Here is a 13749-nt window from a genome sequence, read left to right as displayed (position 1 = left end):
GGCGTGTGACGTTTATGTCCTCCGGGGAAGGGGAGGGATCGCCCGATGGGTGGTTGTGGGCAACGATAAAGGCCGCGGCATCGAAGCTGAACGGTGCGTCCGCCCGGAAGCTGCGGGGGTCGAACGGCTGCAACGGATGTCGTGTCACGATGCCGCCTGGTTCCTCGTTCCGCCCGTCCCCCGACCGCGCGGTACCGGTCATTGCGGCAACGACGTCGCGCAGTTCGCTGAGCGGGACCGCCGGTGGGCGCGTCGCTCCGGTGACAGGGTCGGCGCCGGTGTGGAACAGCAGCACCCGGTCGCGGGCGGACATCAGCGCGTCGAGTAGGAGCTGTCGATCCTCACTTCGTGGATCACGTTCCCCCACAACGGCATCGACAGCAGTCACATCGTCGCCGTCGATGTGGGTGCCGCGCGGGAAATGTTCGTCGTCGAGTCCGAGCAGCACCACCACGCGATGTGGAACCGATCGCATCGGCACCATCGTGCAGACCGTGAGCTCGCCCGTGCGGAAGTTCGACCGGGTGGGCCTGCCCGCGAGCCGGCTCGCGAGCATGGCCCGCACATCGGCGAGCCGGAGTTGTGCGTCGCCGCTGTGTTCGACGGCCGCTGCGAGTTCGCGATGCGCCTGGACGAGTTGCCAGCCGTCGACCGGTGCGACGTCGGCGAGCAGGTCGACGGCCCGGGCCAGGTCCGTGGACCACCGGGTTGCGAACTTGAAACCTCGAAGGCTGTGCAGCACCGAGTGCACTCGGTCGATGAATTCGGCGAACCGCCCCGCACGATCGATGTCGTTGCTGTCCACATCATCGAACGGCAAAGCGAGCGAAAGCCATTCGCTCTGCGAATCGTCGGCTGCCACCCCGAGCAGGAGCCGGTCGACTGCAGTGCCGAACGTGTTCTGCGGGAAGTCACCGAGCCCGACGGCGGCACGCTGACCCTTGGCCAGACCCCAGCGGGCGCCGGTCTCCACGGTCCATTCCTGCAGACGTTCCAGGTCGTCGTCGGTGAATCGGAACCGGCGGCGCACCGGCGGGGCCGCGGCCAGGTCGAGGACCTCGCTTGCGGTGACGCGGGCATCGGCGAGGTCGAGCAGGGTCGCGACGACGGCGAGCACCGGGTTGGTGCGACGCAACCCCCGGTCGGCGACGCGCACCCGCAGACCGTGGCCCGGATGGCCCGCGACGCCCTGACCGAACGCGGCGTGGACGAGCGGAGCATAGGTCTCGACGTCCGGGCACATGACGATGACGTCGCGAGGTTCGAGGGTCGGATCGTCACGGAACAGGTGCAGCAGCGACTCGCGCAGCACCTCGACTTGGCGGGTCGGCCCGTGGCATGCGTGGATCTGCACGGTGCCGTCGACGGGTGCGGCACCGGCGACCGGGATGCGGTCGGCGCGGATATCGGCCTGCAGCCGGCCGAGCAGGGTGTCGCCGGACTCGCCCGAGCCGTGGTCCACATCGGTGGCGTCGAGGACGTTCAGGCGCGTCTGGAATTCCCGGATGTCGCGGGCAAGGGCGGCGAGGAGCGGATGGTGCACCGCGAGGGCGCTGTCGTCGTGCGCTCGCCGCCGTATCGCCGGCGCAGCCGACAGTGCCCGCCACATCGCCGGGCTCGGATGCGGCAGCCACAGATGCACATCGCGCTGCTCGCCGAGCGCGCCGATGACCGCGAGCTGCGCCGTGGTCAGCCGGGTCGGGCCGAACAGCGAGAGTCGTTCCGGTAGGTTCACGACACCCGGCTCGGTGCGTAGCCGCGAGCAGGCCGCATCGAGTCGCTGCGCGGGGCTGTCGCTGCCGATGCGTGCGCGGAGCCTGCGCCACAGTTCGGCCTGCCACCGCAGGTGCTCGCCGAGCGGCGCACCGACACCGTCCGTGTCGGCTCCGGCAGCCCAGTCCACCAGCATCTGCGGGCGCTGGGTGCCGTAGCCGCGCATCAGCTCGGCCAGGTGCGCGGCAGTCGCATACCGGCGACCGGCGCGGAAGTCGTCGCGGCCGTGCCCGAGATGGCGGGACAACACCGCGCACCACGGCTCGCCGACACACTCGTCGATCACGGTGAGCAGCGCCCACAACACGCGGGACGGGTGCCACGGGTCGTTCTCGAGAGTGGTGCCTGCAGCCGCGGACAGCGCATCGTCGACCAGCCTGGCAGGTGACGGGAAGTCGATGTTCGCGGCAATGCCGTCGCCTTCCGTCGTGCCGAGCGCAGCGGACAGTCGCTGGGTGAGCCACCGTTCCATCCCGCGGGCCGGGACGGCGACCACCTCCCGCACCAACGGGTCGGGCGGTGGTGTCGCGAGCAGCCCGGCCAGCGCATCGGCGAGAATCTCGGCGCGCTCGGCGCGGTGCAGCGTCAGCACGCATGTCCTCCTCGACGTCGTCCGGTGTTCCCCAGCGGTCTATCACACCGGTCGGACATCGAGCACGAACCCGCACCTCCCGGAGTCGGAGGATCGGGGCGCGACCTCGCTATGCGAAGCTCAGGCCGTGGCGTGTGAGCTCGTCGCGCAGGATGCGGACCGCCTTCGGACCCATCCCGTGCAACGCGAGCAGGTCACGCTCGGTGTACCGAGTGAGGTCGTCGAGGTTCGCGACGCCGATGTCGTCGAGCGCACGCTGGGCGGGAGCCGAGGTTTTCGGCAGCGGGTGTCCGGTCACACGAGCCAGTCTCTACCGGGTTCGCCGCGCGCGCAGCGGTTGCCCGCAACACACCTCGGCTGAGGATGTGAACACCGCGCTGCGCGGGTCTCCGACGATCGAGACGACATCGCCGGGGGTGAGATGGACTCGGGGATTGCGGACTGACAGGTGATTGATCCGTACCAGGCCCTCCATGAGCAGGGCCGCGGCTTCACCGGGTGATCCGGCGAGGCCGCTGTCCTGCAGAAAGCCGAACACGGAGTCGGGAACGAGCGTCGGCATGCCTGCGAGCATGCCGGGCGCGCGCGTCGCCGTGTGCACGCACACGGAACGACGCGATGAACGATCCGGGAATTTCCGGGCGTGGGCGTTGACTCCAGCCGAGCACAGTGCAACACTTAGCCGAATGGTTCAGTATTCGGATCTGAATTCGACGTTCGCGGCACTGGCCGATCCCACCCGGCGCGGAATCCTCGAGCACCTGGCGAACGGCCCCGCGTCGGTCAGCGACCTGGCCGCACGATTCGACATGAGCTTGCCCGGCATCACCAAACACATCCGACTCCTCGAGGAGGGCGGCCTGGTACTGACGGAGAAGCAGGGCCGCGTGCGGCAGTGCTCGCTCGGACCCAACCGACTCGACCACGAGGCGGCCTGGATCGGCGGACATCGCCGGAGGATCGAAGCCCGCATGGACCGGCTCGCGGCATTTCTCGACGACACAGCACTTCTCGACGACACAGCACTTCTCGACGACACAGCACTTCGCGACGACACAGCACTTCGCGACGACTTGAAGGAGCAGCAATGACCTCCCCGAACACCACCGTCACCACCCCCGGCGACCGGGAAATCCACATCGAGCGCGTCTTCGATGCCCCGATCGACCGGGTGTGGGCCGCCCATGCCGACCCCGCCCTGATCGCTCGGTGGTGGGGTCGCGGGAACCGGGTCGACATCGAGAAATTCGAATTCGAACGCGGAGGGCACTGGCGGTTCGTCGAACACTCCGACGGCGACACCCACGGGTTCGAAGGCCGGTTCCGCGAGATCATCCCGAAGGAACGCATCGTCCAGACGTTCGAGTGGGACGGCATGCCCGGCTATGTCTCGATCGACACCGCAACTTTCGTCGATCTCGGCGACGGCCGCACCAAGATCGTCACCGACAGTCTGTTCCACACCGCCGAGGAGCGCGACGGCATGATGCAGAGCGGCATGGCCGACGGATTGAGCGAGAGCTACTCCGCGCTGGATCGTCTCCTGGCGGCGTGACGTCGGTTCAGCCGCCGTCCGGCGCCGCCTGCTCGGCCACCCACTCGGCGACCCGCCTGGCACTGTCCTCCTCCGACAGGTCCTCCACCCGCGTCATGACGGACCACCGCACCCCAAAAGGGTCCCGGATCGACGCGAACCGGTCTCCGGAAACGAACGTACCGACCGGTTCGCGGATGGTCGCGCCCGCTCGTTCGGCGTGCGCGACCACCTCGTCGACGTTCGAGCAGTACAGACCGATCGAATAGCAGTCGGCGTCACCCGCAGGCGCCGCGATGAGCCCGTAGTCGGAATTGGGTTCGCCGAGTTGCATTCTCCCGCAGCCGAAGTCGAGTTCGGCGTGCACAACGATGCCGCCCGACTCTGTGACATCGACGACCCGAGCGCCGAACACGGAACGGTAGAACTCGATGGCCTCGCGGGCCGCAGGAACAGTGATGAACGGCGTCAGGCTGGTCGATCCGTGCGGGACTCCGCCGGTCGTGTGGTCGCCGGTGACGCCGATTCCGGTCATGATGTTTTCGCTCATGCCACGACGGTAGGGCCGGACTGTCGGAGGTGGCTTGTAGATTCGCGACAGTGTCCGGGAACGGCAGCGCTCCAGGAAGGACAGACGTGACGAACGGCGACCGACGCGGTGTCCTGTATCCGGCGCGGCTGCCCACGTTCCATCGCGAAGCACCTCCCGCCGAACTCGCGGGTCTGGTGCGATGGTTCTGGATTCCGGAGTGGCGGCTCGCACCGGGCCGGACATCCCGGCAGGAGATCCTGGCATTCCCCGCATCCAATCTCACCGTGGAACCAGGCGGGGTGACGCTGTCCGGAGCGACGACGCGACGATCGCATCGTGACCTGCGCGGGTCCGGCTGGGCCGTCGGTGCGCTGCTGCGACCCGCTGCGGTCCCATCCCTCATCGGCGACCCGCGCATCGTGCGCGACCGGCAGATCCCGCACGATGCACCGGAACTCCACCGGGCTGTGACGGCGGCGATGTCCGCCGACGACGGCGCGACGCGGCGGACTCGGGCGTCCGCGGCGTACTCCGCCTGGGTCGCCGATCGTCTCGCCCCACCGGACACCGACGGCACACTCGCCAACACGATGGAGGAGGTGATCGCCACCGACCTCGCCGTGACCCGCGTCGACCACCTGGCGCAGACGCTCGGGATCTCGGTGCGCAGTGTGCAGCGTCTCGCGCGGCGGTACGTCGGCATGACACCGGCAGCGATGATCCGCCGCTACCGCCTGCAAGAAGCCGCCCAGCGCCTGCGCACCGATCCGGCGATTCCCATCGGGCAGGTCGCCGCCGACCTCGGGTACGCTGACCAGGCACACCTGTGCACGGACTTCCGTCGCATTCTCGGATTCAACCCGAGCACGTACCGCGAACTGACCCGCCCCTGAGCACACCGGCCGGTCGACCGAGCAGGCTCGTCGAACGGGCCGACCGCGGCCCGCCCGATCGGTACCATCGAATGCGTGCCCGCCCCGGAACACATGCGCGCGGCCTATATCGAATCGCTCGGTGGTACCGACGCGATCCGCTACGGCATGTTGCCGATTCCACGGTGCGGACCGCGCGATGTGCTCCTGCGGGTCGAGGCGGTCGCCGTCGACAACGTGGACACCTTCGTCCGGTCCGGTGCCTTCCCCACCGCACTGACGTTCCCGTTCGTGCTCGGCCGCGACGTCGTCGGTACCGTCGTCGATTGCGGCGGCGAGGTGACCACCCCGCACATCGGTACCCGCGTGTGGTGCAACAGTCTTGGGCACAACGGCCGTCAGGGACCGGCCTCGGAGTACACCACCGCACCCGCCGACCGCGTGTATTCGCTACCGGACCAGGTCGATCCGATCGTCGTGGTTGCATCCGCACACCCTGCGGCGACCGCGCACCTCGCGTTGTACACCCACGCCGGGCTGCGCGCGGTCGACACGGTGTTCATCGCCGGCGGCGCCGGGCACGTGGGATCGGCACTGACCGTCATGGCGGCCCGCTCCGGCGCGCAGGTACTGGCCTCGGCGCGTCCGGAGGACTTCGAGTGGTGCCGGTCGTCGGGTGCGGCGACCGTACTGGACTATGCGGACCCCGACCTGACCGAGCGTCTGCGGGCCGCTGCCCCGGACGGCATCGATGTACTCGTGGACACGTCCGGCAGGCACAGCCTCGTGAGCACCCTCGATGTGCTCGCGACGCGCGGCCGGATCGTGGTGATGGCCGGGATGGACCGCCGGCTCGAATGCCGGGCCGGCGACCTCTACCCCCACGACCGCAGCCTGCTCGGCTTCGTGATCAGCAACGCCACCGTCGACGAACTGGCCGAGGCGGCACGGCACGTCACCACCTTGCTCGCCGACGGCCTGCTGCGACCCCGGCACATCGAGGAGTTCCCGCTCAGTGCCGCCGCCGAGGCACACCGTCGCCTCGAAACCGGCGAGGCGCGCGGCGTCCGTCTGGTGCTTCGACCCGAACACTGAACGGGAGGCCTGGGCGATGAGCACGGGAAACGACCGGGTTGTGATCGAGTGGGACGGTGGCCGCACCGTCGTGGACGCGCCCGAGCAGGTGCGCATCGGCCGGGACGAGACCATGGAGGTCACGATCGCCGATCCGATGGTTTCCCGGGAGCATGCCCGTCTGCAGTGGGACGACGGCTGGTACCTCACGGATTCGGGAAGCAAGAACGGCACATTCGTGGACGGTCACCGGGTGGAACGGCTCGCGCTGACCGAGTCCGTCGTGGTGTGTTGTGGCGGTCCCTACACTGCGCCTTCACTACGGATCGTCGTGTCCGATCCGTCCGCGACGCGAACCCGCAAGGGTTTGGTCGAACAGTTACGGACGATGCGAGCCGACGATCTGCGGCCCGCGCCGCGCCGCCGGCAACCGGTCGACACCGGCGGACGAACCGTCGGGCGCGACCGCACCTGCGACATCGTGGTGTCCGACGTGCTCGCCTCCCGCGTCCACGCTGCCCTGTATCGCGGCCCGTCGGGTCTCGAAATCGAGGATCTGGGCAGTGTCAACGGAACGTTTGTCGACGGGGAACCGGTGACGCGCACACCGATCCACGACGGCGACGTGGTGACCATCGGCAACACCGATCTGGTGGTGCACGAGGACAATCTCGTGCCGCGGATCGAGGAGCCGTCGACCACGGTCGGGCTGCGGGTGCACGGCGTCGGGCTGACGATCTCCGGTGGGCAACGACTGCTCGACAACGTCAGTCTGACCGCCCCGCTCGGCACCCTCACCGCTGTGATCGGCCCGTCCGGAGCGGGCAAGTCGACGGTCGCGAGGATCGTCTCCGGTACCAGCAGCCCGACCGACGGCGTCGTCGATTTCGAGGGCCACGACGTGCATTCGGAGTATCAGGTGTTGCGGTCGCGGATCGGACTGGTCCCGCAGGACGACGTGGTGCATCGGCAACTCACGGTGCGGCAGGCACTCGGCTATGCCGCGGAACTGCGATTGCCACCGGACACCGGACGCACCGACCGTGACGACGTGATCGCGACGGTGCTGGCCGAGTTGCAACTCACCGAGCATGCCGACACTCGTGTCGATCGACTGTCCGGCGGACAACGCAAACGGGCGTCGGTGGCGTTGGAACTGCTCACCGGACCGTCACTGCTGATCCTCGACGAACCCACGTCCGGTCTGGACCCCGCCCTGGACCGACAGATCATGGCCACTCTGCGGCACCTGGCGGACCTGGGCCGGGTGATCCTCGTGATCACACACTCGCTGTCCTATCTGGAGATGTGCGATCAGGTGCTGCTCCTGGCGCCCGGCGGTCGGACGGCATACGTCGGTCCGCCCGCGCAGGTGGGTTCGGCGCTCGGCAGTACCGACTGGGCCGAGATCTTCGCCCGGGTCGCGGCCGAACCCGATGCAGCGCATGCCGACCATCTGGCTCGCGGCGCCACGTTCGACGCGCCGCCGCCGACGGAACGCCGCCCGCTGGGCCGTCCGGCACGGACATCCCGGATCCGGCAACTCGGCACGGTCGCTCGACGCCAGTTCCGGCTCGTCCGAGCGGACCGCGGCTATCTGATCTTCCTGTCTGTGCTGCCGTTCGTGCTCGGCGGTCTGACGATCCTGGTGCCGGGTGATGCAGGGTTCGGCGTCCCGGCTCCGGGTGCGGAACCCGGCGAGTTGTCGTTCATTCTCATCCTGCTGATCCTCGGTGCGTGCTTCATGGGTCTGTCTCTGACGGTGCGCGATCTCGTCGGCGAGCGGCAGATCTACTTCCGTGAACGTGCGGCGGGGCTGCAACCGTCCGCGTATCTCGCCGCCAAGATCCTGGTGTTCTGCGCCGCGGCGCTCGTCCAATCGATCGTGCTGGTGCTGATGGTCATGGTGGGCAAGGGAATTCCCGGTTCAGGTTCGGTGATTCCCTTCGGCGGTGTCGAACTCGTCGTGGACGTCGCGATGACCACGTGTGCGTGCGTGGTGCTCGGGCTGGCCCTGTCCGCGGTGGCCCGGTCGAGCGAACAGGTCATGCCGATGCTGGTGGTGGCGGTGATGGTGCAACTGGTGATGAGCGGCGGCCTGATCCCCATCACCGGCCGGGTGGTGCTCGAGCAGTTGTCGTGGCTGTTCGCGGCGCGGTGGGGGTATGCGGCGGCCGCCTCGACCGTCGATCTCCGTGCGAAGGACCCGACAGCCGAGGACGACCCGTTGTGGCAGCACGCCGTGTCGTGGTGGCTGCTCAGCATGGCGATGCTGGTGTTGATCGGTGTCGCGCTGGCACTGGTGACCTACAGCCGGCTGCGACTGCGTGGTCACCGGTCGGCGTTCACCCGCGCACCCGGGTAGCCCGAAGCAACCGCGCGGCCCGTACGCCCCTCCGCTCATCCGAGCGAGTGAGCGCATGGATCACCCGGTCGAATGAACGAGACTCGCTCGGGAAACCGCGGGGTGCACCCCCGTCGGTCCACAGCGTTCCCTGCGATCTGCTGCCTATACTCCCGGCATGCTGTTCATTGGGATCATCCTCTTCGGAGTGCTCGTCGGTGCGGTCGCACAGCTCATCGTGGGAAAGTCCAAGTCCACGATCGACTGGACGCTGGCGTTCGCCGCCGGTGTCGGCGGTTCGTTTCTCGGCGGCCTCCTCATCAGTCTGCTCGCCGGTGACGGTCTCGCGTTGCGACCCAGCGGAATCATCGGTTCCATCGCCGGTGCGGTCATCGTGACCGCGCTGTGGTTGTGGTGGAAGAACCGCGCGGCGTCACCCACCGACTGAGGCCTGCGCTCGGCGAAACCTTCACCCATGATGTCTGCTGCCCGGTGGGGCACGATCCCGATGTCCACGGTGGCACTGCTCGCGGCCCTGTACTTCGCGCAGGGCCTCCCCTACGGTTTCTTCACTCAGGCGTTGCCGGTGGTCCTCCGCGAATCCGGGTTCTCGTTGTTCGCGATCAGCGCGACCGGCGTCCTGTTCGCGCCGTGGGCGCTGAAGTTTCTGTGGGCGCCGTACGTCGACCACTACGGAACCCGTCGTCGCTGGCTGCTGACGTTGCAGTTGCTGTCGGCGGCCGTCACCCTCGGTTTGGCCGCGCTGGACCTCGGGTCGTCGCTGCGCTGGCTGCTCATCGGGATTGCCGTCGTCAACGCGATCTCGGCCACTCAGGACATCGCCACCGACGGCCTCGCCGTCCAGTTGCTCGGACCGCGAGAACGCGGGGTCGGCAACGGCATTCAGGTCGGCGCATACCGGATCGGCATGATCGTGGGCGGCGGGGCACTGCTGTGGTTGTTCTCCATCGCGGGATGGCGAGCATTGTTCGTCGCGATGTCGGTGCTGTTGCTCCTCACGACGATCCCGGTGTGAATGATGCGGCACACGGCCGTGCGCAGCGCCCAGGAGACGACGACACCGGTGCGGTTGGCGGCCGGGTGGTGGACGCGACTGCGTCGCCCGGGGATGGTGGCGTTCATCCTGCTCATCGGTGGATTCAAGTTCGGGGATTCGATGGGGTCGGCGATGGTCGGACCGTTCATGTCCGATGTCGGCCTGTCACTCGGGCAGATCGCCCTGGTCAAGGGGGTCCTGTCGTCGGTGGGCGCGCTCGCGGGGGCGGCACTCGGTGCGTGGTTGTGTTCGCACTGGGGTCGCCGCCGGGCACTGATGATCGGCGGCGTGACCCAGACCGCGAGTCTGATGCTCTATCTGTTCGCCTCGCTCGGCGCAGGCGGGTTCTGGCTGATCGTCTCGGCGAGCCTGGCCGAACACATCCTCGGCGGCGCGGCGACCGTGGCGGTATTCACGCTGATGATGGACGCCGCCGATCGCGACCACGCGGGCAGCGACTACACGCTGATGGCGTGCGCGATCGTCACCGTGCAGGGCATCGCCGGTTTCGCGGCCGGCGCGGTCGGCGACCTGTTCGGATATCCCGCATTGTTCGGGGTCAGCGTCGTGCTGTCGGGGATTGGGTGCGCGGTGCTGCTTCTCGCACTCGACCGGGGTGCGGGCCCGCGGGGCATCCGCAGGGTCTGGCGGAAGCCGACGCGACCACTCGCCCATTCATCGTGAAAGGAACGCGGTTCCGACTGCCGCACCGGACGTCAACGTGCCCAGTACTCGAGCATGGACTCTTCGGCCAGAACGGTAGCGCCGTCCGAGATGATCAGCGAGGACGCTGAAATCTGATACTGCACATCATCATTGGTTGCGGTATAGCCCGATCCGGTCGCGCTCGGGTCGTCGATCTCGATGCCGGCGCCGTCGTCGAGACGCACGCCCCGGTAGTAGAGCCGACCGACACCGGTCTCGCACACCACCACCAGCGAATCGGTGGTCCGGCCGAGTGCGATCGCCGGATTGGTGTGGTTGCACCGGGCCTGCGGCACATCGACGAAACCCTGACTGTCCGTACCGACGAGTGTGGGCGCCGCCGCTGGCGGCGTCGCTCGTGGCCGTGTCGTCGATGTCGCCGGCGGCGTTGTCGCGTTGGTGATGGGCGTCAGTTCGAGATTGCGGACGCCGAGGGCGAGATCGTCCGGATGGATTCGCACGTAACCGTTTCCCTCCACGACATCGTTGGCGACGATGCAGTCGACGTCCCCGTTCAGACAGGACAGCCGCTCCCAGTAGCCACCCGACGAATCCAAGGGCCGGACCGCATATTCACCGGGTTCGATGTGGGTGCCGACCCTGAGGATGTCGGTGGGCGGGAGCCCGCGCGGTGTGGACTTCAGAACCGGCACAGCGGTGGTCGTCGCGCCGGGAGGGCCGTCGGCGCGCGGCGACGACGTCGAGGTGACGTTGCTCGCGGCCGCGCCCGCGTCGGCGACACTGCCGCCGGATGTACTCCACACCACCGCGGCCGCGGCACCGGCGACGACGAGGACCACGGCGGCTACCGTGGTGACGACCATCCACGTCTTCCGCGCACCGGACCGAGGGGCAGGCTCGACCGGAACCGGGAAGACGCTCGGCTGCGGCGGAAGCGGAGGCGCCGCAGGCCGTTCCAGCACGGCGGTATCGCGGCGGTCGGCGACGGGGACCCCGCCAGCAGCGAGCAATGCGCCTTGCGCGACAACCGTTTTCGGATCGTCGAGCGTCGCGATCGGCCCGAGCTGCCCGATGCGGGTGTGCACCAGCGGGGTGCCCGCCGATCCCCCGGTCAGATAGAGAGCCGCGAGATCTCCGGGGGCCACTCCGGCGTCGGCGAACGCTGCCCGCGCCAGCGCCGCGGCCCGGTCGATGTCCCCGGCGATCAGCCTCTCGTACTCGGCTCGGGTGATCGAGACGGTACGCCGATGCCGGCCGATGTCGACGGAAATCGACGCACTCGGCGATTCCGACAACAGCTCCTTCGCGCGCCGGACCTGCTCGTCGACCGCCCGCTGCACGTGCGCCGGAGCGTGCCGGAGCGCGTCGACGGCCTCGGAATCGTTCTCCGCAAGAGCAGCTTCGAGCCACCGGTGCAACCGGGCATCGAAATTCTTGCCGCCGAGGCTGTTGTCACCCCGCGCGGCGACGACCTCGAAGGTGCCGGTGCCCGTCGCGGTGAGTACCGCGACGTCGAGAGTTCCACCGCCGAAGTCGAACACCGCCAGTCGCGTGCCCTGCACGGCACTGGTGGCCCGGCTGTAGTGGTGAGCGGCGGCCCGCGGCTCGGACACGGTGGTGACCGTCCGCGGGTCGATACCGGCACGGGCTGCTGCGGCGACGAGCACCGCGACCTGACTCGGCGACCAGCCTTCCGGGTGGGTGAGCACCACCCGATCCGGCATCTGCCGGTTGTGGGCGGCCAGAGCCCGGTCCAGGACGGTGGCGAGCACCCCCGAGATCAGCGCGTCGACGGGGACGTCGGTGTCGCCGACCCGAACCGACGGGACCTGCCCGACAAGCCGTTTCGGGGACGTGACGAACGCACCCGGATTCCGGTCGGCTTCCGCTGCGGCTGCCGCACCGGTCAGGACGGTCTGTCCGGCACCGACCGCCACGGACGACGGCAGCAGGTTGCCGTGATGGGTCAACGACAGCGTTTCGATGCGTCCGGACACCGCGCTGGTGTGCGCCGCCGCGGTATTCGATGTGCCGAAATCGATCGACAACGCCCAGCCGCCCATGACTCCCCGTTCGATCAACCCACTCGTCCCGTGCCGGAACATCATGCCGCACCGTCACCCGGCGTACACGACGGCTCCCGGATGAGCGGTCCGTCCCGCCTCAGAGTGCCCGTTCGAGCCCGACGTGCGAGTCGTCGTACCCGAGTCGCGCAAAGAAGGTGCCGGTCCGGTCGCGAGCCTGTGCGGTGGTGACCTGCGCGAACGTCGCGCCGCGGTGCCGTCCGTGCTCGTGCGCCCACCCGAGCATCGCGGTGCCGACGCCGAGGGAACGCTCGGCGGACACCACCCGGACCCCGTCGATCTGCAGGCGGGTGGTGCCGCCGCGCGCCAGCCCCGGAACGATGGTCAGGTGCATCGTCCCGACGATCCGGTCGTCGTCGGCGCGCACCACGGCCAGGTAGTGCGCGGAGTCCCGGACGATGGCGTCGTATGCCTCCTCGTACGCGGCGATCTCACCGTCCACACGGCGCCGGCCGCTCTCATCGTCGGACAGGAGCGCCGCCAGCGCAGGCACATCTACGCGGCCGGCGCGCTGCACCCGGTACGTCCGGTCGCCGACGTGTAGGAGTCCCCCGATCGAGGCGCGTGCTCGCGACCGCAGCCGCGCGATGAGCAGGTCCAGCCAGGTGCCGACGTTCCGGCGTGCCTCGGGGGTGTCGGGGTATCGACAGCGCAGATGCAAACCGGACTCGTCGAGGATGAACCAGAGCATCACACCGTCGGTCCGGATCGTCGCGCCGACGTACTGCGCCTGGAGTCCGGTGGCGTCGATCCGAACGGGCAGTCGGCGCAGATCCAGCCAGGAAATCGCGAACATTCCCGGCGCCTCGGGCATCCCGCCCCACGGGCGCAGTACGTCCTCGAGTGGCCAGGACCCCAGCCGGACGGCTTCTTTGACCGCTGCCGCCGCGGCGGTGGGATCGGTGTCGGTCGACTCGAGCACCGAGTTGGTGATGAACCAGCCGACGGACTCGTGCCAGGTCGTGTCGTACCGGCTGTGCACCGGAAATACCGCTCGGAGCGGGATTCCTGCCAGTTCGCGGGTCACCTCGGTCATCGCCGCGACCACCAGTGCGAGGGTCGAGACACCGTCGCCGCGGGCCTGCGCCGAGAGCGCGGCGCTGTCGTCGACATCGAGTACGTCGCGCACTTCGACGCGTTCCGCGTGCAGCGAGGCCGTGCCCAGCGGCAGCGGGAACCGGGGCATCACCTCACCGCCGGCCGCCAGGACCTCCGCCCAGC

General features: G+C 68.8%; 12 protein-coding genes and 1 pseudogene. 7 read left to right on the top strand and 6 right to left on the bottom strand.

Going from position 1 to position 13749, the window contains the following annotated elements; all coding sequences use genetic code 11:
* The 3 genes from recC to WAX14_RS13915 all read right to left on the bottom strand — a co-directional run.
* Positions 1-2365, bottom strand: a 2365-nt coding sequence (recC, locus tag WAX14_RS13925; RefSeq protein ID WP_422628648.1) for an exodeoxyribonuclease V subunit gamma, incomplete at its 3' end; no start/stop codon positions are given.
* A 109-nt stretch (positions 2366-2474) separates the two neighbouring features.
* Entirely contained in the window at positions 2475-2663 is a 189-nt protein-coding gene (locus WAX14_RS13920; protein ID WP_422628647.1) for a DNA-binding protein, read from the bottom strand.
* Positions 2664-2675: 12 nt separating this feature from the next.
* Positions 2676-2927 (bottom strand): S4 domain-containing protein, encoded by a 252-nt coding sequence (locus tag WAX14_RS13915; RefSeq protein ID WP_422628646.1) that lies wholly within the window; start codon positions 2925-2927, stop codon positions 2676-2678.
* Between the two features lie 124 nt (positions 2928-3051).
* On the opposite strand from WAX14_RS13915, the gene WAX14_RS13910 reads away from it, so the two are divergent.
* Positions 3052-3456 carry an ArsR/SmtB family transcription factor gene (locus WAX14_RS13910; protein WP_422628645.1) on the top strand — a complete coding sequence of 135 codons (405 nt, stop codon included), beginning with the start codon at positions 3052-3054 and terminating at the stop codon, positions 3454-3456.
* A complete protein-coding gene (locus WAX14_RS13905) occupies positions 3453-3920 on the top strand; it encodes an SRPBCC family protein (RefSeq protein ID WP_422628644.1) in 468 nt (155 codons plus the stop codon). Before WAX14_RS13910 ends, WAX14_RS13905 begins: the two co-directional genes overlap by 4 nt.
* A gap of 7 nt (positions 3921-3927) precedes the next feature.
* Here the strand turns inward: WAX14_RS13905 and WAX14_RS13900 are convergent, their stop codons facing one another.
* Positions 3928-4449: a VOC family protein gene (locus WAX14_RS13900; RefSeq protein ID WP_422628643.1), complete on the bottom strand. Its 522-nt coding sequence runs from the start codon at positions 4447-4449 to the stop codon at positions 3928-3930.
* Between the two features lie 86 nt (positions 4450-4535).
* Here WAX14_RS13900 and WAX14_RS13895 point away from each other — a divergent pair, with 86 nt between their 5' ends.
* From WAX14_RS13895 to WAX14_RS13875, 5 genes and pseudogenes are all read left to right on the top strand, one after another.
* Positions 4536-5324, top strand: a complete 789-nt coding sequence (locus tag WAX14_RS13895) for a helix-turn-helix domain-containing protein (RefSeq protein WP_422628642.1) — start codon at positions 4536-4538, stop codon at positions 5322-5324.
* Positions 5325-5399: 75 nt separating this feature from the next.
* The gene (locus WAX14_RS13890; protein WP_422628641.1) at positions 5400-6398 is read left to right on the top strand and encodes an NADPH:quinone reductase; all 999 of its coding nucleotides are present in this window, start codon (positions 5400-5402) and stop codon (positions 6396-6398) included.
* Positions 6399-6414: 16 nt separating this feature from the next.
* Complete coding sequence (locus WAX14_RS13885) at positions 6415-8742, top strand: FHA domain-containing protein (RefSeq protein ID WP_422628640.1); 2328 nt, start codon at positions 6415-6417, stop codon at positions 8740-8742.
* Positions 8743-8899: 157 nt separating this feature from the next.
* Positions 8900-9169: a GlsB/YeaQ/YmgE family stress response membrane protein gene (locus tag WAX14_RS13880; protein ID WP_422628639.1), complete on the top strand. Its 270-nt coding sequence runs from the start codon at positions 8900-8902 to the stop codon at positions 9167-9169.
* Positions 9170-9196: 27 nt separating this feature from the next.
* Positions 9197-10462, top strand: a pseudogene (locus tag WAX14_RS13875) (MFS transporter).
* Between the two features lie 32 nt (positions 10463-10494).
* On the opposite strand, the gene WAX14_RS13870 reads toward WAX14_RS13875, so the two are convergent.
* Positions 10495-12525, bottom strand: coding sequence for an Hsp70 family protein (locus WAX14_RS13870; RefSeq protein ID WP_422628638.1), 2031 nt, complete (start codon positions 12523-12525; stop codon positions 10495-10497).
* Positions 12526-12607: 82 nt separating this feature from the next.
* On the bottom strand, positions 12608-13749 hold a 1142-nt coding region (locus WAX14_RS13865; RefSeq protein WP_422628637.1), incomplete at its 5' end, for a GNAT family N-acetyltransferase.

It is taken from the genome of Rhodococcus sp. (in: high G+C Gram-positive bacteria) (genome assembly GCF_049299235.1).
Classification (GTDB): Bacteria; Actinomycetota; Actinomycetes; order Mycobacteriales; family Mycobacteriaceae; genus Rhodococcus.
The sequence above is the reverse complement of the archived record's forward strand: the minus strand, read 5'-3'. Positions and strand labels throughout refer to the sequence as shown.

Coding starts and splice junctions, on each gene's coding strand:
- WAX14_RS13905 (WP_422628644.1), top strand. CDS start 3,453: ATGACCTCCCCGAACACCACCGTCACCACCCCCGGCGACCGGGAAATC.
- WAX14_RS13915 (WP_422628646.1), bottom strand. CDS start 2,927: ATGCCGACGCTCGTTCCCGACTCCGTGTTCGGCTTTCTGCAGGACAGC.
- WAX14_RS13880 (WP_422628639.1), top strand. CDS start 8,900: ATGCTGTTCATTGGGATCATCCTCTTCGGAGTGCTCGTCGGTGCGGTC.
- WAX14_RS13885 (WP_422628640.1), top strand. CDS start 6,415: ATGAGCACGGGAAACGACCGGGTTGTGATCGAGTGGGACGGTGGCCGC.
- WAX14_RS13910 (WP_422628645.1), top strand. CDS start 3,052: ATGGTTCAGTATTCGGATCTGAATTCGACGTTCGCGGCACTGGCCGAT.
- WAX14_RS13900 (WP_422628643.1), bottom strand. CDS start 4,449: ATGAGCGAAAACATCATGACCGGAATCGGCGTCACCGGCGACCACACG.